At 45.0% G+C, this 20,100-nt stretch carries 17 protein-coding genes; 5 read left to right on the top strand and 12 right to left on the bottom strand.

Annotated elements, in window-relative coordinates; translation table 11 throughout:
• The first annotated feature begins 548 nt into the window (after nt 1–548).
• Together M1P97_RS22135 and M1P97_RS22130 are read left to right on the top strand one after the other, a co-directional pair.
• Nucleotides 549–1,427, top strand: a complete 879-nt coding sequence (locus M1P97_RS22135; RefSeq protein WP_249390228.1) for a pirin family protein — start codon at nt 549–551, stop codon at nt 1,425–1,427.
• 105 nt (nt 1,428–1,532) lie between these two features.
• On the top strand, nt 1,533–2,045 hold the full coding sequence (locus M1P97_RS22130; protein WP_195374573.1) for a ferritin-like domain-containing protein: 513 nt from the start codon (nt 1,533–1,535) through the stop codon (nt 2,043–2,045).
• A gap of 66 nt (nt 2,046–2,111) precedes the next feature.
• Here the strand turns inward: M1P97_RS22130 and M1P97_RS22125 are convergent, their stop codons facing one another.
• Nucleotides 2,112–2,780 (bottom strand): Crp/Fnr family transcriptional regulator, encoded by a 669-nt coding sequence (locus M1P97_RS22125; RefSeq protein WP_195374572.1) that lies wholly within the window; start codon nt 2,778–2,780, stop codon nt 2,112–2,114.
• Nucleotides 2,781–3,119: 339 nt separating this feature from the next.
• Here M1P97_RS22125 and hcp point away from each other — a divergent pair, with 339 nt between their 5' ends.
• Together hcp and mscL are read left to right on the top strand one after the other, a co-directional pair.
• Entirely contained in the window at nt 3,120–4,775 is a 1,656-nt protein-coding gene (gene hcp, locus M1P97_RS22120) for a hydroxylamine reductase (RefSeq protein ID WP_249390227.1), read from the top strand.
• A 74-nt stretch (nt 4,776–4,849) separates the two neighbouring features.
• Nucleotides 4,850–5,275: a large-conductance mechanosensitive channel protein MscL gene (gene mscL / locus M1P97_RS22115; protein WP_075558442.1), complete on the top strand. Its 426-nt coding sequence runs from the start codon at nt 4,850–4,852 to the stop codon at nt 5,273–5,275.
• A 32-nt stretch (nt 5,276–5,307) separates the two neighbouring features.
• Here the strand turns inward: mscL and M1P97_RS22110 are convergent, their stop codons facing one another.
• The 8 genes from M1P97_RS22110 to M1P97_RS26465 are packed head-to-tail and all read right to left on the bottom strand — an operon-like array spanning nt 5,308 to nt 14,834.
• Nucleotides 5,308–6,660, bottom strand: coding sequence for an aspartate kinase (locus tag M1P97_RS22110; RefSeq protein WP_249390226.1), 1,353 nt, complete (start codon nt 6,658–6,660; stop codon nt 5,308–5,310).
• A gap of 21 nt (nt 6,661–6,681) precedes the next feature.
• Nucleotides 6,682–8,412 (bottom strand): ATP-binding protein, encoded by a 1,731-nt coding sequence (locus M1P97_RS22105; protein WP_195374569.1) that lies wholly within the window; start codon nt 8,410–8,412, stop codon nt 6,682–6,684.
• Between the two features lies 1 nt (nt 8,413).
• Nucleotides 8,414–9,535 (bottom strand): sensor protein KdpD, encoded by a 1,122-nt coding sequence (locus tag M1P97_RS22100; protein ID WP_249390225.1) that lies wholly within the window; start codon nt 9,533–9,535, stop codon nt 8,414–8,416.
• Nucleotides 9,536–9,548: 13 nt separating this feature from the next.
• Nucleotides 9,549–10,304 carry a TorF family putative porin gene (locus M1P97_RS22095; protein ID WP_195374567.1) on the bottom strand — a complete coding sequence of 252 codons (756 nt, stop codon included), beginning with the start codon at nt 10,302–10,304 and terminating at the stop codon, nt 9,549–9,551.
• Between the two features lie 48 nt (nt 10,305–10,352).
• On the bottom strand, nt 10,353–10,931 hold the full coding sequence (locus M1P97_RS22090) for a K(+)-transporting ATPase subunit C (protein ID WP_249390224.1): 579 nt from the start codon (nt 10,929–10,931) through the stop codon (nt 10,353–10,355).
• Between the two features lie 21 nt (nt 10,932–10,952).
• The gene (kdpB, locus tag M1P97_RS22085) at nt 10,953–12,995 is read right to left on the bottom strand and encodes a potassium-transporting ATPase subunit KdpB (protein ID WP_249390223.1); all 2,043 of its coding nucleotides are present in this window, start codon (nt 12,993–12,995) and stop codon (nt 10,953–10,955) included.
• Between the two features lie 27 nt (nt 12,996–13,022).
• Nucleotides 13,023–14,732 (bottom strand): potassium-transporting ATPase subunit KdpA, encoded by a 1,710-nt coding sequence (gene kdpA, locus M1P97_RS22080; RefSeq protein WP_195374564.1) that lies wholly within the window; start codon nt 14,730–14,732, stop codon nt 13,023–13,025.
• Nucleotides 14,733–14,753: 21 nt separating this feature from the next.
• Nucleotides 14,754–14,834, bottom strand: a complete 81-nt coding sequence (locus M1P97_RS26465; protein WP_075558450.1) for a potassium-transporting ATPase subunit F — start codon at nt 14,832–14,834, stop codon at nt 14,754–14,756.
• A gap of 467 nt (nt 14,835–15,301) precedes the next feature.
• Between M1P97_RS26465 and M1P97_RS22075 the strand changes: the two genes are divergently transcribed.
• Nucleotides 15,302–15,970, top strand: a complete 669-nt coding sequence (locus tag M1P97_RS22075; RefSeq protein ID WP_195374563.1) for a chloramphenicol acetyltransferase — start codon at nt 15,302–15,304, stop codon at nt 15,968–15,970.
• A 98-nt stretch (nt 15,971–16,068) separates the two neighbouring features.
• Here M1P97_RS22075 and M1P97_RS22070 read toward each other — a convergent pair whose 3' ends face one another.
• The 3 genes from M1P97_RS22070 to M1P97_RS22060 are packed head-to-tail and all read right to left on the bottom strand — an operon-like array spanning nt 16,069 to nt 20,080.
• Entirely contained in the window at nt 16,069–18,099 is a 2,031-nt protein-coding gene (locus tag M1P97_RS22070; RefSeq protein ID WP_249390222.1) for a hypothetical protein, read from the bottom strand.
• A gap of 17 nt (nt 18,100–18,116) precedes the next feature.
• Entirely contained in the window at nt 18,117–19,127 is a 1,011-nt protein-coding gene (locus M1P97_RS22065) for a family 43 glycosylhydrolase (RefSeq protein ID WP_249390221.1), read from the bottom strand.
• Complete coding sequence (locus tag M1P97_RS22060) at nt 19,124–20,080, bottom strand: glycoside hydrolase family 43 protein (RefSeq protein WP_195374560.1); 957 nt, start codon at nt 20,078–20,080, stop codon at nt 19,124–19,126. Before M1P97_RS22060 ends, M1P97_RS22065 begins: the two co-directional genes overlap by 4 nt.
• Nucleotides 20,081–20,100 lie beyond the last annotated feature (20 nt).

Below are 20,100 nucleotides of genomic sequence, written 5' to 3'. Positions count from 1 at the left end.
GATCAAACTCTTCGTTGTATAAATTGTTTTGTCTTGCTCAGAATCCGTTATTTATTCTCAAGTTTTTGACGGTATTAATTTTTTAATACTTGTACTACTTGTTGATATGTAAATCTTTCAAAGAACTCTTGTTGTTACATTCGCCAGATTTTTAGCGAACGTGGATGCAAAGATAAGAACTTTTATTTCATACTTCCAAATGTTTTCAGAAGTTTTTTCTAAAAGTTTTTTCATCATGTTTTGCAGTGCCGTTCTCTCTCGAATGCGGATGCAAAAGTAGTGTTATAAAACATACGCTCCAAACTTTTCTCACTTTATTTTTTACTTAATATCGCAGCAAAATCACTACACTTCTGTATCACTGAACGTTACAAGTGAAAAAAAATCAAACCAAGTCTAATAACACAAAGCCCCTTCAATTTCAGCCGCTATCCAATTGCCAACCACATCAAAAGCCATTTCTCTATACATTATTATATGGGAAAGGCCAGCTGGTACAACAAAGCCTGTCTCTTTTTTGTTTTACTAAAAAAATAAGGAGATTATTTATGACGGTAAAAAAAGTAGAAAATATCATAGCCCCACCTGCTCCGCACATGGTTGGAGACGGATTCAGAGTACATAACTTCATACCACATCTGGAACAATTAAATAGAGAACGTATGAATCCATTCATCTTGTTAGATTACAATGCTAAAATGGAATTCTCACCGCGCAAAGAACCTAGAGGTGTCGGAGTGCATCCTCATCGCGGATTTGAAACTGTCACAATCGTATATAAAGGAAAAGTTGCCCACCATGACAGCAGAGGTAATAGCGATGTGATCGGTCCAGGTGATATCCAATGGATGACAGCGGCCTCCGGGGTACTTCATAAGGAATACCATGAAGAAAGCTTCAGTCAGAAAGGAGGTGAATTCCATGTTGTACAATTATGGATCAACCTTCCTGCCAAGGATAAAAAAGCTGATCCTAAATATCAGTCTATTATAAACAGTCAGATTCCGAAAGTCGAACTGCCTGATAATGCCGGTCAGATCGAGGTCATTGCCGGTAAATACCAGGAAACAGACGGAATAGCATCCACCTTTACTCCTATGCATTTATTAAATGTCCTATTAAATAAAGGAGGAAGCGCCGAATTCTCATTCCCGACAGATTATAACACAGCAGTGTTAGTCGTTGAAGGTTCTGTAAAGATCAATAATAATGAACTGGTTCCGACCGACTATTTCGCTTTATTCGAAAATAAAGGAGAAACCTTCACCATCCAGGCAGTAAATAAGGCAACCGTACTTATCTTGAGTGGTGAACCGATCAAAGAACCTATTGCTGCATACGGCCCATTCGTTATGAACAATGTAGCAGAGTTAAAACAAGCTTATATTGATCTGGGAGCAGGTAAGTTCGGCAAGCTAGACGATTAAATCACTACAATCTCATAGAAAAATCACTATCAATTATGAACAAACGCCCAGTAGCATTGTTTGAACAATACAAACGAGCATTATACTAAACTAAATTTTACAGTTATGGCAAAAGAAAGTGTTAAGATTCTACAGCAGAAACTAGATGTAGAAAGTTTATTATCACAGCTTAACGCTGCATTATCAGAAGAATGGTTAGCATACTATCAATACTGGGTAGGCGCTTTGGTTGCAGAAGGTGCTATGCGTGCAAACGTACAGGCTGAATTTGAAGAACATGCCAACGAAGAATTAGGCCACGCCAAGTTACTGGCCGACCGTATTATCGAATTGGAAGGCGTTCCTGTACTCGATCCTAAAAAATGGTTCGAACTGGCAAGATGCAAATATGACGTACCTAGCGATTTTGACGTTGTCAGCCTATTGAACCAAAACGTTGCTTCCGAACGTTGTGCTATCGTCAGATACCAGCAAATCGCCGAATTCACAGACGGTAAAGACTTCACAACCTGTGAAATAGCAAAACATATCTTGGGTATGGAAGAAGAACATGAACAGGATTTGCAAGACTACCTGACAGATATTGCCAGAATGAAAAGTTCTTTCTTAAACAAGTAATAGCCGGTCCGGTATAAATTACTTAGAAAATGAGCCCACTCTCTTCTCAGGAGTGGGTTTATTTTATTATTGAGCCATCTGCTTAAGAGCCGGCATATTACGGACTTTTATAATCTTCCGGTCGATGGAAATAACACCCTCCTGCTCCATTTCAGCCAAAGCTCGTGCCAGAGAAGGGCGGGTCACTCCAAACGAGTCGGCTATCTCCTGCTGAGTTTCAGTCAGATGAATAACATCTACCGTTGGCTCCGGCAGTTTACGAAGCAAATAATCTGCAATCTTATTCTTTATATTCTTTAGTGATAAGAACATAATCTTATCGCTCAGGAAATGACTTCTGCCGGATATCAGCATCAAGAAGTTCTGAAGAAGCTGCTTGTTCAGCTGCATCCATTGGGTAAAATCATCCCGATGAATAAATAATATCTCCGAAGGCTCCATTGCCAGAATGTTTACCGGAAGATTATTTTTCGGAGCATACAGGAAAGCCGGCGCCAACAACTGGGAGGCTCGCAACTCTTCAATAACAACAAGTTTACCGGCGTCATTCACCATCTGCCCTTGTAGAAGCCCACTCAATACAATCATCAGATGATTGCATGGTGCTCCCTGAAGAGCGACAATATCTTTCGAACGATAAGCTATCACCCTGTAAACTGCTGTTTCCAGCAATTCTGAAATCTCTGCATCAGAGATATTTCTAAACAGTACGGATTTGGAAAGTATTGCTATCATCGTCATTTATATATAAGGCAAATATAAGAAAAAAGAGGAGGAAATCTTATTTTCCTGCAAAGGAAAGTTATTGCCGAGGGCGTCAACAATATTGTCGAGGACGTCGGCAAAGCTTTCGAGGACGTCAACAATATTGCCGAGGGTGTCGGCAACAACTTTCATCAGCAACTAAATAAAATTACATCAGGTCTGATATAAGTTTCATTCCTATCCAAATAAAAGTACTACCGTATCTATCTGAAAAATATTCGCGTTTGTAACATTTGGTACAATATAAGAAACGGGGCTGTCCTACTTTTGTTTTCAAAATAATATAAACCAATAAAATAATAGAATAGTATGGATGCAAAAATGTTTTGTTTTCAGTGCCAGGAAGCAGCGAAAGGAACCGGCTGTATGATTAAAGGAGTCTGTGGAAAAGACGATGAGACTGCCAACCGGATGGACTTGTTGTTATTCATCACCAAAGGAGTATCTGTTGTTGCCACTCAACTGCGAAATGCCGGGGTAGAAATACCCGCACATATCAATCATTTCGTTGTGGATGCCCTTTTCTCTACAATCACGAATGCAAACTTCGATATAGAAAGTATTACCCGACGCATTGTCAAAGGAATAGAATTAAGGGATCAGTTAAAAGACGAAGCCGGTAAACGCGGTATCGAACTGCCCGTCATCGACGAACTGGTGTGGAAAGGCGATAAAAGTACTTTCGAAGGGAAAGCCCTGACGGTCGGTGTATTGCGCGAAGCAAATCCCGACATCCGTTCTTTGAAGGAACTGATCATTTACGGACTGAAAGGGATGGCCGCTTATGTGGAACATGCCGGAAACTTGGGATTTGAAGAAGCAGACCTACACCGGTTCATTCAGTTTGCGTTGGCAGAGACCTTACGGAAAGACCTTTCGGCTGAACAGCTAACGGCATTAGTGCTGGAAACCGGAAACTACGGGGTGAAAGCAATGGCATTGCTGGATAAGGCAAATACCAATAGCTATGGCAATCCGGAGATCACGCAGGTAAATATCGGTGTACGCAACAATCCGGCCATTCTGATCAGTGGTCACGACCTGAAAGATATGGAAGAACTGCTTGCACAGACAGACGGAACCGGAGTAGATGTATATACACATAGCGAAATGTTACCCGCCAACTATTATCCGGCCTTCAAGAAATACAAACATTTTGTCGGCAACTACGGGAACGCCTGGTGGCAACAACGGGAAGAGTTCGAGAGCTTTAACGGCCCTATCCTGTTCACGACAAACTGTATAGTTCCGCCACTGGAAGGTGCTTCATACAAGGATCGCGTTTATACGACCAACTCGGCCGGTTTTCCGGGATGGAAACATATCCCGTCAAGAGAAGATGGCAAGACCAAAGATTATTCAGAGATCATAGCCCATGCCAAACGCTGTGCCGCTCCGAAAGAGATAGAGCACGGACAAATTACCGGAGGGTTCGCCCACAATCAGGTAATGGCTTTAGCTGATAAAGTGGTCGATGCGGTAAAAAGCGGTGCCATCCGCAAATTCGTAGTGATGGCCGGATGCGACGGACGTATGAAAAGTCGTAACTATTATACGGAGTTCGCCAGCGAATTGCCATCCGATTGCGTTATCCTGACGGCCGGTTGTGCAAAATACCGTTACAACAAACTGCCGCTCGGTGATATAAGGGGCATTCCCCGCGTATTGGACGCCGGACAATGTAACGACAGTTATTCCCTGGCAGTGATCGCCATGAAGTTGCAGGAAGCATTCGGGTTGGAAGATATCAACCAGTTACCGATTGTCTACAATATTGCATGGTATGAACAGAAGGCAGTCATCGTCCTGTTGGCTCTATTGAGCCTTGGTGTTAAAAACATCCATCTAGGCCCGACACTACCGGCTTTCCTTTCGCCGAATGTTGCACAGGTATTGGTTGAAAACTTTGGGATAGGAACGATCAGCACACCGGACGAAGATATTGAAAAGTTAATTCTTGCCTGATTTTTAACAAAATATTGTATATTCGCAACCAAATACAAACGATTACGGTTATATCATAAAAAAGGCGAATATATATGGGGAAATTTTTACAAGAATTTAAGCAGTTTGCCATGCGCGGCAACGTTGTCGACATGGCAGTCGGTATCATCATCGGTGGTGCTTTCGGTAAGATAGTATCATCAGTCGTAGGAGATATCATCATGCCGGCAGTTGGATTACTGGTCGGAGGAGTAAACTTTACAGATTTGAAAATCGTATTGAAGCATGCAGTGATGGAAGGTGACAAAGTGATTACCCCTGCCGTCACGATCAACTACGGAAATTTCTTACAGGTAACATTAGACTTCATCATCATCGCTTTTGCGATCTTTATGATGATAAAAGGCATGAATGCCCTGAATAAGAAAAAGACAGAGGAAGCCCCGGCTACACCTCCCGCTCCACCTGCAGATGTTCAGCTATTGACTGAGATACGTGATTTACTGAAAGATAAAAAGTAAGAAAACTAAGATAAGTGTCAGTATCAACCGCTTCAAGAAGCAGTCGATACTGACTTTTTTGTGTCCATGCACGAAGGGAATAATCGGTTGCTTAAAGCCTGTAAAGCCCTCACCTTATCTTCCGCTTTCATCACTAAAGAGACATTACTGCTACTTCCTCCGTATGAGATCATCCGGACAGGCACATCCTTCAATGCATTGACTATCTGAGCCTCAAATCCTACATTCTGCCACTCGAGATCACCAACGACACATACTATCACCATGTTTCTTTCCACACAGACCGTTGCATACTCTTCCAAACACGAAATAATTTCGGATAGATGCACAGGATTATCGATTGTCACCGAAATGCCCACATCAGAAGTCGTTACCATATCGACCGCCGTCTTATACGTTTCGAAAGTATTAAAGACCAAGCTCAGAAACTTATGGGCAGGAAGAAGGTTCAACGACTTGATCTTTATATAAACAATATTATCCTTAGCTGCGACAGCTTTTATCCTTCCTTTTTCAGCCGTATTGGAAATCAATGTACCCGGTGCAGACGGCTGCAATGAATTAAGTAAACGAACGGGAATATTGCTTTCTTTTGCCGGACGTATACAACAGGGATGAAGTATCTTTGCACCAAAATAGGCCAGCTTGGCTGCTTCTTCAAAATTCAACTGTCGCACAGGGACAGTATGATCGACTACACGAGGATCGTTATTATGCATTCCGTCAATGTCAGTCCATATCTGAATTTCCTCTGCAGAAATAGCCGCTCCTATCAGAGAGGCACTAAAATCACTGCCTCCTCGTTGCAGGTTATCGATCTTGCCATAGGCATTCCGACAAATAAATCCCTGCGTGATGAACAGGTCGGCATTCGGATAAGAAGCAAGCTGTGCACACAACTTCTCCTTTATATACGACAAGTCCGGCTCCAGCTCTGCCGTGATACGCATAAAATCTAATGCCGGAAGTAAAACAGAGTTAACGCCTTTTTCCTTCAAATAGAGATCCATCATTCCGGTGGAAATCAGTTCACCTTGTGCCAACACTACTTTTTCATCGAACGGGGTGAACGGTGCCTCTGCGAACGACCATATATAACGAAAGCGGTCGGCCACCAGTTCCAAAGCCTGTTCCTTATAAACATCAGATTCATATAAACCGTCAATACATACAGCATATACCTGCTCCAACCGACTAATTATCTTATTAGCTTCATCTGTTTCTTTCCGATGAAAAGATCCGGAGATATCGACCAGAGCATTTGTCGTACCCGACATAGCGGACAAGACCACAATATTCCGTTCTCCATTACAGATAATGGACGCGACGTTCTTCATCCGTTGGGCTGAGCCAACGGATGTACCACCAAATTTCAATATTTTCATGATTATATTATACTATTCTTTTTATACGTTAAACCGGATAACAAATGTACTCCCTTTACCGATCTCGCTCTCCACATGGATCGTTCCGCCGTGAGCCTCAACAAAGTCTTTACTGATTGCCAACCCGAGACCGCTCCCCTGCACTTTCGTTCCGGGAACACGGAAATAACGATCGAAGATACTTTGGTGATAACGCGGGTCAATGCCTTTACCAAAGTCTTTCACAAATATTTCCACGGTTTTATCCATCTGCCTGGCCCCAATGATGATACGCCCATTCTCCGGTGTGTAATGGATAGCGTTCGATAACAGGTTAGTCAACACCCAGGCTATCTTTTCACTGTCGACAAACAACTTCGATATCTTTTCCGGATACTCGACTTCGACATGACAACCGAAACGTTCGGCCTGCACACGGTTTGCTTTGATGGCATAGTCGATCAGTTCGATCGGTTTGGTGATCTTCGGGTTCAGTTGCAGTTTACCCGTTTCCACCTGCGTCATTTTCAGGAGTTCGCCGGTGATATCCAATAAACGATCGCTGCTGTCTTTGATACTTTGTGACAAGGCCCTTTGCTCATCGTTCATTTCGCCTACCCGTTTATCTTCCAGAAGCTTCAGACTCATCATGATGGCTGAGATCGGTGTCTTCAGTTCGTGGGAGATCGTAGAGATAAATGTAGTCTTAGCCGAGTCCAGCTCTTTAAACTCCGTAATATTCTTCAACAGGATCACATCGCCGACATACTGGTTCTCCTTCCCGTTCTCATCCGTCACACGGATCGGGATATATTTTGCCTGGAAATAACTTTCCTTGTTATCAGCATATATTTTCAACGGTTCCTTTTTCTCATCCGGTTGGATCAGTTCACGCACCAAACGACGAAGCAAGTCATTCTTTAAAGCCAGTTCGGCGGCGGATTTACCGATCACGACATCCCGTTTCAGGTTCAGGATCGTTAATGCCTCATCATTGGCAAAAAGAATCGAACGGTTGCCGTCGAGACCGATAATGGGCTCCGTGATACTGTTGACAATCGCTTCAATATACTTTTTAGCCTGGATGATATCGGCCAGGGTACTTTTACGGTACTCGGTGAGCCGTTCAGCCATCCGGTTGAAAGAGTTCGCCACATCCGAAAACTCCTGATAATCTCCTAAGTCAAGCCGCTTCTCATAGTTATGGTTGGCAATCTCCATGATACCGTCGGTCAGCTTCCTTATCGGCGTATTGATCGAGCGGGGCAAACGGATCAGGAAAACAAAAGCAGTCAAAATACAGATAACAGCTATTATGCAGATCCACAACAATGCCTGGTCTGCCGTATGTCCGGCGATCTGGCTTTTGCGGTATATGGTAGCCATATTCAGGCTCATGATATCGTTGAGTGCCATGCGTACCCGTTGGATCGTCGTATCATTCAGTTCGTTATGCATCGCTTCATATTGGGTAGCCAGATGAGTCGTTGCCACGTTCTCGTCCACTTCCGTTATATTCATTTTCTGCAATTCGAGGTTTTTATCAAACTCCGCCTGCGCTACGGGGTCAGTCTTGATGCGTTCAAGGGCACTCAACATTCTTCTTGAATAGAGAAGCGAATTGTAATTATCCGCCAGGATATTCTGAGTATCGACAGACATATTGTGGATATTCTTTACAGCCAGTCCTCCCAGCAACACAATCATAACGAACAACAAACCTATCCCATAGATAAGCTTCGTTTTAATCTTCAGACTAACAGACTTACTCATATCATGCTATTATTATTAAATCAATATTCAACTGCGACAAACTATTCAGTAATTTCCGGTAACGATACGAAGAAAATAACAAAGTACGCAAACTAAAGGAAGGCTTACCGATACAAAGCGTCGTTATCATTTTCTCCTTACACACCTGAACGATACTATCCGTCACCGACTCAGACTGTACCTGTATCACCTCTCCCCCCAGTTCCGTTGCCAGCTTGAAATGATTGGACAGATAACGCTGGTTGGCCAACGGTATCCGGTCGATGCTCTCCCGTGGAGTCTGCACATACAAAACAAAGAACTTCGTATTATAACGGGTAGCCAGACGGGCTGCTTTCCGGATTACTTTCCGGGGCGTACGCTCATTACTGCTGATGCAGGCCAGGAACTTTTCATGCCGGACACCCATATTGACCGGAACCGAATTCTCCACCTTCTTCTCTACCCTCAAAGCCACCTCCTTCAAGGCCAGCTCGCGCAGCTGAAGGATGTTTTCCGACTTAAAAAAGTTATTGAGGGCGGTTTCCACCTTCTCCGGACGGTATATCTTTCCGGCTTTCAGGCGCTTCACCAGTTCGTCGGCAGTCAGGTCGATATTGACCACCTCATCGGCCTGCTCCAGCACGCTGTCCGGAATCCTTTCTTTCACTTCTATTCCGGCTATATCCTGCACCTCTTCGTTCAACCCTTCCAGATGCTGGATATTGACTGCCGTGATTACGCTGATGCCCGCTTCGAGGATATCCATTACATCCTGCCAGCGTTTTTCGTTCTTACTACCTTCTACATTGGAATGGGCCAGCTCATCGACAATGACTACTTCGGGATGGACACTCAGGATGGCCTGCAAATCCATTTCCTCCACCTCTTTCCCTTTATAAAAGGATTTCCGGCGCGGAACATGGGGCAATCCCTCCACCAACGCTTCCGTTTCAAGCCTGCCGTGTGTTTCTATATAGCCGACCTGTATATCGATGCCGCTACGAAGCAACTCGTGTGCCTCCTGAAGCATACGATACGATTTACCTACACCGGCAATCATACCGATGTAGATCTTGAAGTTACCACGGCGGGACTTTTTCAGTAAGTCCAAAAAGTGCTGTACACTCTGTTCTCTGTCCATCCGACTATCTATATTACGGTTTCAAAGTGAATCCGAAAACCAAATGAGCATCTTCGAGGCGAGGATTCCAAATGGCTTGTGCAAAAATAGGCAAAGAAAACGAATCGCTGAACTTTATTGCGGTCGTTCCTTTGAGCGCCACGTTCGTTACGGCAAAACTGTTTGTCTGATACTGCGGCGCATTCCAGGGAGTGAAGCCACAGGTCACATTCAGGTCTACCATTTTAACACTGAACGGATAATTCATTTCCACATACGTAGAGTATGCCTGCTCATCATGGCTATTCTTATCCAGACCGGCAAACATTGTGTACCAGGCAATTGATAAAGGAAACTTTTCTACCGGCAATGAATAAGCAATAGCACCTTCAAAATGATGAGCAGTTTCATGACTCTTAAAATTAAAATACTTTCCGGCTCCCTGTCCGGCCCACCACAAGTCGGCAACCGACAATGTCAATCCGGAGTTTCCGAATGTATAAGCCGCTGTCAGGTCGATCTCTTTAGCCCCCTGTCCGGAATTCTCGTTTACACCGGTAAAGTCGGTCGACCCCCAGGCAGTCAGGGAGAAGCCCCCTACGCTCAGGCCGAAAGTCGGCTGGAAGCTGGCACTCGTCTGATACATTCCACGCCATACATAAGAACTCACCAGGTCGCCCTGTACCGTAAACTTTACGCCAGCCTCACCCTCCTGGGCTTGCATTACAGAGAAAGAAGAAACAGAGAAGATCATTGCCACAACGGCAATCTTTTTAAGTATCGATTTCATATTCTTGTTATATCGTTATTTGCTTGTTTAGTAAACTTATTTAATCAATTATTTATCCAGGGCCTTTTCCACAGCCACATTCAATTTCAGGACATTCACCTTTTCCGTTCCGAAAAGTCCCAACAACGGTTTCTCCACATTGGCATTTACGATAGCCATCAATCTTTCCGGAGACACACCACGAGCGGCTGCCACCCGCTGTACCTGTACATAAGCAGCCTTCGGCGAGATATGAGGATCGAGCCCGGAACCACTGGCGGTAACGATCTCGGCCGGAACCTCTTCACGTTTCAGATACGGATGATGTACGAGGAAGGTATCGATGCGCACCTGAAGGTCAGCCAGATACACTTCATTGGATGGTCCCTTGTTACTACCTGCGGAACTGGAAGCATCATATCCGTCGCCCGCGCAGGAAGGACGACCCCAGAAATAAATATCTTGCGTAAAGGATTGGCCAACATTGGCCGCTCCCACTACTTTTCCATTCAATTCCACCACTGTGGCATTCCCACTATTCGAAGTGGCAACCTGGGCAAAAGCCCATAAAACAAATATGTAACAAACACTGAACAATACACAGAAAGCTATTGTCAACTTTAACGATTTAATTAGATTCGATATCATGATTTCTATACTTTTAATTGATTACATAAACAAACTGACAACCAGGTCGATCAACTTGATACCGACAAACGGTGCCACTATACCGCCTACTCCATAGATCAGCAAGTTGCGGCGCAATAATGCGGAAGCTCCGATCGGCTTATAAGCAACCCCTTTCAATGCCAGCGGAATCAGGATCGGAATAATGATCGCATTGAAAATGATCGCACTCAATATCGCACTTTCAGGACTATGCAGATGCATGATATTCAATGCACCCAACTGTGGAATAGCCACCATAAACAAAGCCGGGACAATAGCAAAATATTTAGCCACATCATTCGCAATACTGAATGTAGTCAATGTTCCGCGCGTCATCAATAACTGCTTACCGATCTCCACGATCTCGATCAGCTTGGTCGGGTCGTTATCGAGATCCACCATATTACCGGCTTCTTTAGCTGCCTGCGTACCGCTGTTCATAGCAACCCCGACGTTTGCCTGAGCCAGTGCCGGAGCATCGTTCGTACCGTCACCCATCATCGCAACCAACTTACCGCTGTCCTGTTCTTTCTTGATATAGTTCATCTTATCTTCCGGCTTGGCTTCGGCGATATAATCATCTACACCAGCTTTCTCTGCAATATATTTGGCAGTCAGTGGATTATCACCCGTCACCATTACCGTCTTTACCCCCATCTTACGGAGACGTTCGAAACGTTCCTGGATACCCGGTTTGATAATATCCTGCAATTCAATCACACCGATAATAAAGTCATCCTGCGAAACCACCAGCGGCGTCCCCCCGTTACTCGTGATCTTCTGTACAAGGTCGGCCACCTCTTCCGGATATTTATTCCCGGCAGCCTCACTCATCTTGCGGATCGCATCGAAAGCCCCTTTACGGATACGGATACCGTCTTTCAGGTCGACACCCGAACATTTGGTTTCTGCGGTAAACTTAATCATCTTCGAACCCGAAGTACTCAGATCGCGGATACGAATACCCCGTTCACGTCCCAGTTCGACAATCGATTTACCTTCAGGCGTTTCATCCGACAGGGAAGCCAACAAGCAAGCCTGCACGAATGCCTGTTCCTCGATACCGGATACCGGGTAGAACTGCGTAGCCTTACGGTTACCGATCGTTATCGTTCCGGTTTTATCCAATAACAAAGTATCTATATCGCCGGCCGTTTCCACCGCCTTACCCGATTTGGTAATCACATTGGCACGCAAGGCACGATCCATACCTGCAATACCGATCGCCGACAGCAAACCGCCGATCGTTGTCGGGATCAGGCAGACAAACAAAGAAATGAAAGCCGCAATCGTGATCTGCGTATTCGAATAATCGGCCATCGGTTTCAACGTACCGCAAACAACCACGAATACCAATGTAAAACCGGCCAGCAGGATCGTCAACGCGATCTCATTCGGAGTCTTTTTCCTTGAAGCACCTTCTACCAGGGCAATCATCTTATCGAGGAAGCTCTCGCCCGGTTGTGTGGTCACCACCACCCGAATCTGGTCTGAAAGTACCTTCGTACCGCCGGTTACGGAACTCTTATCACCACCTGCTTCGCGGATCACCGGGGCCGATTCGCCTGTAATGGCACTTTCGTCGATGGAAGCAAGCCCTTCGATGATCTCGCCGTCGGACGGGATCGTATCACCGGCTTCACAAATAAATACATCGCCTTTTTTCAACTTCGAACTGCTTACGGATGTGATAGAACCGCCAGCACCAATCAACTTGGCCGGTGTCTCTTCACGGGTTTTGCGCAAGCTGTCCGCCTGGGCTTTGCCACGTGCCTCGGCAATCGCTTCGGCGAAGTTGGCAAAGAGCAGCGTGAGAAACAACACAATAAAAACAAATAAGTTATATCCGAACGTTCCCTGGTTTTGTGCTCCGGTGGCGGCAGCCCAAATCGTAACGATCAACATCACAAACGTCACTATCTCGACAATGAACATGATCGGATTGCGAAACATCGTACGCGGGTCCAGTTTTGCGAACGACTGTTTCATGCTTTCTATGACAAGCTCCTTTGGAAACAAAGAAGCGGATTTATTCTCTTTCATCTTATTTCTTTCTTAACTATCAGCTAATTAGTAAATGCTAAAATATTCGGCAATCGGTCCCAGTGTCAGTGCGGGGAAGAAGGACAGGGCGGCAACGATAAAGATCACGCTGAATGTCATTACAGCAAACGTCACCGTGTCGGTCTTCAATGTCCCTGCGCTTTCGGGGATGAACTTCTTCTGTGCCAGCAATCCTGCGATGGCCACCTGTCCCACGATCGGAAGGTAACGCGAAATGATCAATGCCAAGCCTGTCGTAAAGTTCCAGAACCAGGTATTATCTCCCAATCCCTCGAAACCCGAACCGTTATTGGCCGAAGCAGAGGTATATTCGTAAAGCATTTCACTGAAACCGTGGAAACCCGGATTATTTAACCATCCACCTTCGCCCTCCACAAAGGCAGGGTGATAAACATAAATATAATTTGCAATAGCCGTAAAGATCAGAATCACGAACGGATGCGCCAGCGCCACGATCGTAGCGATCTTCATCTCACGCGCTTCCACTTTCTTGCCGAGGAATTCCGGCGTACGCCCAACCATCAGCCCGCTGATAAAGACAGCAATGATAAGGAAAGCATAATAGTTCATAAAACCGACTCCCACACCGCCGAACCAGGTATTGATCTGCATATTCAACATTTCCATCATGCCTGAAAGCGGCATCGTACTGTCGTGCATACCATTCACCGAGCCGTTGGAAGTAACCGTTGTCGTACAACTCCAGAGTGCGGTAGCAGCCGGCCCCAGACGTGTTTCCTTACCTTCCATCGCCCCACAAGCCTGGTCGATACCCATTTCGGTAATTTTGGGGTTACCGTTCATTTCATAATACGTATTGATCGCCACGCTTGCCAGGTAAGCAAACAACATCACACCGAAGATCGTATACCCCAGCTTCTTCCGTTTCAGATAAAAGCCCAGTGCAAAAATCATTGCCATCGGCAGGATCAGGATCGACCAGCATTCCACCATATTGGACAGGTAGGTCGGGTTTTCCAGCGGATGCGAAGAGTTTACGCCGAAGTAACCTCCTCCATTGGTTCCCAACTGTTTAATAGGAACGATAGCAGCGGTAGGCCCTTGCGAAACCATCTGTTCGGCACCTTCCATAGTGGTCACGGCCATCTTGCCGTCGAAGCCCATCGGGACACCTTGCAGGATAAGGATAAAACCTACCACGAGCGACAAGGGCAATAGGATACGTGTACAACTCTTTACCAGGTAATTCCAGAAGTTACCGATCGTCGTGGTGCTCTTTGCTGCCATCGCCTTGAAGATTCCGGCCAGTGCCGCCATACCGGTAGCCGCCGTAATAAACTGGAACAGCATGATAACAAACAACTGTGTGAAATAAGTCAACCCGCTTTCGCCACTATAATGTTGCAGGTTGCAGTTCACCATAAAACTGATACATGTATTAAATGCCAGATCGGGGCTTTGGTTCGCATTACCGTCCGGGTTCAACGGCAAATACGCCTGTGTACAGAGAAGGATCATCCCCCAGAAAAACCAAAAAACATTGACAGTAAGAAGTGCTTTCAGGAAGCTCTTCCAACTCATTTCTTCTTTCGGATCGATACCGCAGAGTTTGTAAATCCATCTTTCAACCGGAGCCATGAAGTCCAACCAGGTCTTCTCCTCCTTATATACCTTCGCAATGTACATCCCCAGCGGGTAGGCCAAAACGACCATCAATACGATTTGCGCAATACTACCTATTAATTCAGTATTCATCTTTTCACCTTAAATTTACGATTAAAACTTCTCGGGTTTGATCAATACATACATCAGATACCCGAAGATCACTACGCAGAGTATAAATAAAGCTACAAACATATTTTCTCTCCTTTCTTAAATCTTTTCAAACCAATCTACACACTTAAAGAAAAACCAGTAGCAGGCTGTTCCCACCACACATAAAAATCCAAATCCTACAAATACGTTGTCTAACATACCTTTGTTTATTTAATAGTTAATACTAATCGTTTCGCTATTCTATATGCCAAAGGCGTGCCAAAAAAACGCACAGGATTATTATCGACTCAAATACAGCAAATTAAGAATAACCAGAAGAAAATAGCTCCGGTAACAACCCTTCCATTTTGAAAAGGTAGCCTTTCCAAAACGATAATATCTTTCAAAATGAAAAGGTGAAGAAAAAAGAATCTGATAGGGCCGAATTAGAAAAAATGGATAGACTTTAATTGTTCGAGCCTGCTTACAAGGCTTATGAAGGGGAGTACGGATATACTGATACTGATTAAATAACTATCTTTGCAGCCTATCAACAATATTTAGTTTATATGGATACGCAACCTGTTTTTCCCAAGGGACACCTCATTGATTTTGAGAACTGGGAACGGAAAGACAATTACAATTTCTTCCGTGACTTTGAAAATCCAAGTATATCTATCACCTCCGAAGTGGAGTGCGCCAGAGCAAAAGATCGGGCAAAAAAGAATGGACAATCCTTCTTTCTCTATTATCTGTATGCCATACTGCGGGCGGCTAATGAAATAAAGGAGCTGCGTTTCAGGATAAAAAACAGCGGAGAGATAGTTTGTTATGAGACAGTTGATGTATTGTGTCCGATACGCATGCATCAAAATGGGAAGTTCTTTACAGTAAGGATACCGTGGATTGAAGATTTCGATGCCTTTTACAAGGAAGCCCGCCATATCATCGACTCAATACCGGAAGACGGCAATCCGTACGAATCTGAAAATACTGCAACGGAAGACAGCCGGTACAGTGTTATCCTCGTAAGTGCAACACCCGATCTTTATTTCACATCGATCACATATACACAGGAACGGAAGAGTGGTTCGAGTTATCCCCTGCTGAATGTCGGGAAAGCCGTGACACGGGAAGGCCGGTTAGTTATGCCGGTAGCCATTTATGTGCATCATGGTTTTGTGGATGGGGCACACATCTCCGACTTTTTCCGGAAAACGGAGGAATATTTAAAGTAAAAGTCTGCATAAAAAGGAGAAGCTGTTTCAAAAGTAAAAAAGAACTTTAGAAACAGCTTCTTTTAATCTAAATTTTCAGCAGTAAACCTATTGACGGATCATTCTAAAAAGGCTTCCGCTCTTCCCGGAGAAAACAATTCCCACAGGGAAGCAACTGTCCATCCGGGAGCAAAGATATCATTATAATATCCCTTGCCATTCTTTCCGTAATCCCAATTGGTATGTTGTACCACTTCCGGATAATACCCCTTCTTGGCAACCCCACACATATGTCCTTCGTAAGGTAACAACTGGCGCATGGAGGTGCTGATAACCTCAGCGAAGGTGGAGAAGCGATCTTCTTTATACTCTTTTGATAACCAATGAAGAACGTCTACAAAATCGAAAATAAAAACATCGATATGGTTGTTTTCGACAGAAACATTTCCCCATCCGCGGGTTTGCAGTCCTATATCACCTAACATTTGTCCGGGAGCAAAAGGCACATCCCAGGTATAATACCATGACAGAGCAAAGTAGGCGGCTTTCTTTGCTAATCCTGCGTAATGAGCACGTTCAGCTCCTTTGGTAGCCAGGGCTAAGTAGTAAGCAGCCGTAGAAGCATACAGAGAAGCTTCTTTATCTTCGCAATTGGCATCCAGCGTAGAAGAGAAATAATCAGACTTTGAGATCAGTTCATTTTCCAGATAATTGACAGAACGTTTGGCTGCTTCCAGATAACGTTTGTCTTTAAAGTATTTAGAAGCCATTACCAATGGTAAAGTTGCTGACGGCGTACTACCACCACTTTTATCGACGATGGAGAAGTCATCCTTAAATTTACGTGGGAAGCTACCGTCTTCGTTCTGCAAACGCAGGAAGTTATCCAGCATACCTTTGATACGTTGTTCCCATTGCGGATGCTTACGACCCCGTTCTCTTTCGTAATTAAGATAATAAAGCACAGCATATACTCCTTCCGATTGGCGACGGATACTATGTGTACCTTCTACTTCATCGCGTTGGTAGTAGATAACCTCGTTAAAAAGTCCGGCATCGGAAAAGCCGTTGGTCAAGTATGTGTCAAAGATAGCGTTAGCACTTTTAACCAATTCGGGACGCTGTTGCTGCTCACCGTATTCAAGGGCATTAAATGCGTTGAGCAGGGTACGCCCGACGAAACCGACTTCGGCTGTTCCGGTATTCTTGCAGGTAGCAGTTTCCATATGCACGCCGGAATAATAATGTGTCGGCTTATCGCTCACATAGCTTTCCACAAAGAAGTTACTCATTACCTCTTTCATTTTTTCGGGAGAATAGGCAGTCTCCACCGGTTGCGGACAGTTGGTGTCGAAACTGTATTCCCAGGCTTGTTGCACGCATTGGGAGAAGTCGGTGGCACTGAACTCATTCACTTCCCAGGTCAAAGTGATACTTTCGTCTTTGCGGAGCAGTTGGAAGGCTTCTACGGCGGGAGCAAGTGTGAGTTTGCGGATATAGGTTTTCGGAGCTTCCTTGTAGGGGAAACCGAAAGATAAGGCGGCTGTTCCCGAAACGTTCTCGAAACCAGTGTATCCGATGGAGGTCTTACCGGAGAGAATCACTTCGCCTTCTTTATGGGTGGTCAGGGCATCTGTCTTGAACTCGTCGAGACGGATCACGGAAATTGTTTTGCCATTTTTGGCATCGAAGATAGTGGTCATGGGGGTACTTAAGCGGTCTTCCCGTACGATCCAGCTGTCGGACGTGTGGAAAGAAGGGGCTTTCTCCGGCGAGCGGAGGTTACGGCGGTACCAGAAGCCGGGTAGGTAGAACTGACAATCGCCGTGGCTGAAACCGGTCTTGATCTGCTCCGCGAAATTGAACCAGATATCTTCGTATGCAGTGATACTGACTGTGATCTGTTGTTTACCTTCCTTGTCCTCTACCTTCTGGTAGATCGAAAGGGGGAGTTTGTCTCCCGCTTTGAGTTGGTAATCGAAATAATTATCCTGCAACTTCTGCATTGTCAACGAGTACTGCCGGGCATCGTTTCCAGGTACTTTTAGGGCAATCGAGACTTTTACGTTTTCCGGTGAATAGTTCACAGCCTCCGCGCCGGTTGTTCCGGCCAAGAGTAGCAAAGAAAGGGCTACGTTTTTCAAATTCATATTGATATATTTAAAAGTTAGAATACTGGATTTTCTGATTTCAAAGAGGGAGAGTCATTTGCGACGGTAGGCCAACTATCTTTCCAGTCGATACAATCCATCATCAGGACACGGCCGGAAGGGTCATTCACATTAACTGCGTGGTAGAATACCCAGTCGTTGCCAGCCTCATCTGTAATGATCTCGGAATTGTGGCCTGTTCCAACGAAAGAACCATTTTTGTGGATCAAAACTTCGTGATGGTTTTCCAGCATCGGTTGTCCGCTCTTGTCCACATAGGGACCAAACAGTTCCTTCGAACGTCCTACGACTGTCGTGTAGGTACTTTTCAGTCCCTCACAGCAGGAGCCAATCGAGGCGAATAGATAATAATATCCGTCCTTTTTATGGATATAGGTTCCTTCGTAAGCCGTTCCTGCGACCTGCACGGGTTGAGAACCTTCTTTCAGGGATAGTCCGTCGTCACTCAGTTCGATGCCGTAAATACCGCGGAAACTCCCCCAGAAAAGGTATTTCCGGTTGCCTTCTTCTATATAAAAGGGGTCGATAGAGTTCTGCACATTGATCTCGTTGCTACGGAACATCATCCCGTGGTCGCTGAAAGGGCCTGACAGACGATCGGCGATAGCACAACCGATACCGCAAGTCCATTCGCCTCCCCAGACCGACATGGAATAATAGAGTACGTACCGGCCACCGATCTTGTTGATATCAGGAGCCCACAGTCCGCCGTCGGGTTCGAAGTCCGGACGTGTCTGGTCAGTAAATGCGGTGCCGACCATTTCCCAGTTAACCAAATCTTTCGACCGGTGGATAGGTAAATTGCGAATATCCTCTGTCGCATACAGGTAGAAATAGCCGTCGTCCCCCCGGATAACCGAAGGGTCGGGAAGGCTGTAGGCGATCACGGGATTTTGATAGGTTTCCGTCTTTTTTCCGGTGCTACCGCCTTTGTCTTCGTCTTTAGAGCCGGACGAGGAACAAGCGGTAAAACTGCATAGTGCCAGTAGTAATAATTCTTTTTTCATTTTGCCAATTTAGGGGTTATATATTCTTTGCTGATTCTCATACGGTCAATACCGTCGACTTTTTCGAAACTGACGTTACCGATGTGCATGGCACGCGGATGAATATTATCTTTATCCTTATGCGCATGATAAACGATCCGGAGGTTTCCCTCTTTATCCGTGAACATCGCGCTGTGCCCTACACCGACCAATTCTCCCGGTGTCTGCAACAAAGGATTTTCGTCATATTTTGTCCATTCTCCCATAATATCTGTTGCCGTTGCACAGCCTACTCCATATAAAGGGCTTTCATAACTGTTGGCGGAATAGGTCATGTAATAAAGTCCGTTGCGCTTAAGAACATAAGGGCCTTCATTTACGCGTGGCCAGACGGTTTCCCATTCCTGCGAGACGTGAATACAAGGGTGGGAGGTATCTTCCTTTATAGTAATGAGGTCTTCCTCCAACCTGGCAACCCATATATTATTTCCGTCGTTAAAAGGGACATAGAAGAGATAAGGTGTACCGTCATCATCGATGAAGAGCGAGTTGTCAATGCTCTTCTCGGTTGTTATCATCGGCTTCTGTTCTTTTTGCCTGAACGGGCCCAGAGGGGAATCGGAAGTGGCAACACAAATATGTTCATCCGCTGAATAATACATATAGAAGGTGTCATTTACTTTATAGATCTCGGGGGCCCAAAACCATTTGTCAGCCCAGCTGTCTTCTTTATTCAATGCCAGCCCGGCGAGTTTCCAAGTATTCAGATCATCGGAGGTATACACCTCGATCCCCTGATCGGAATGTGTTCCATACGCGTAGTAAACTCCGTTATGCAACAGAATAAACGGATCGCCCAAGGGGATTGTTTCCGCTGCTATCTCCACATTTTCTCTTTCCTTTGCTTTGTTGGATGAACATCCGACAAGAACAATCAATACTAGAATTCCAATGTAAACAAAACTTTTTTTCATGGTCTTATATTTTCTATGAA

The organism is Parabacteroides leei (genome assembly GCF_023369805.1).
GTDB lineage: Bacteria > Bacteroidota > Bacteroidia > Bacteroidales > Tannerellaceae > Parabacteroides > Parabacteroides leei.
The sequence above is the reverse complement of the archived record's forward strand: the minus strand, read 5'-3'. Positions and strand labels throughout refer to the sequence as shown.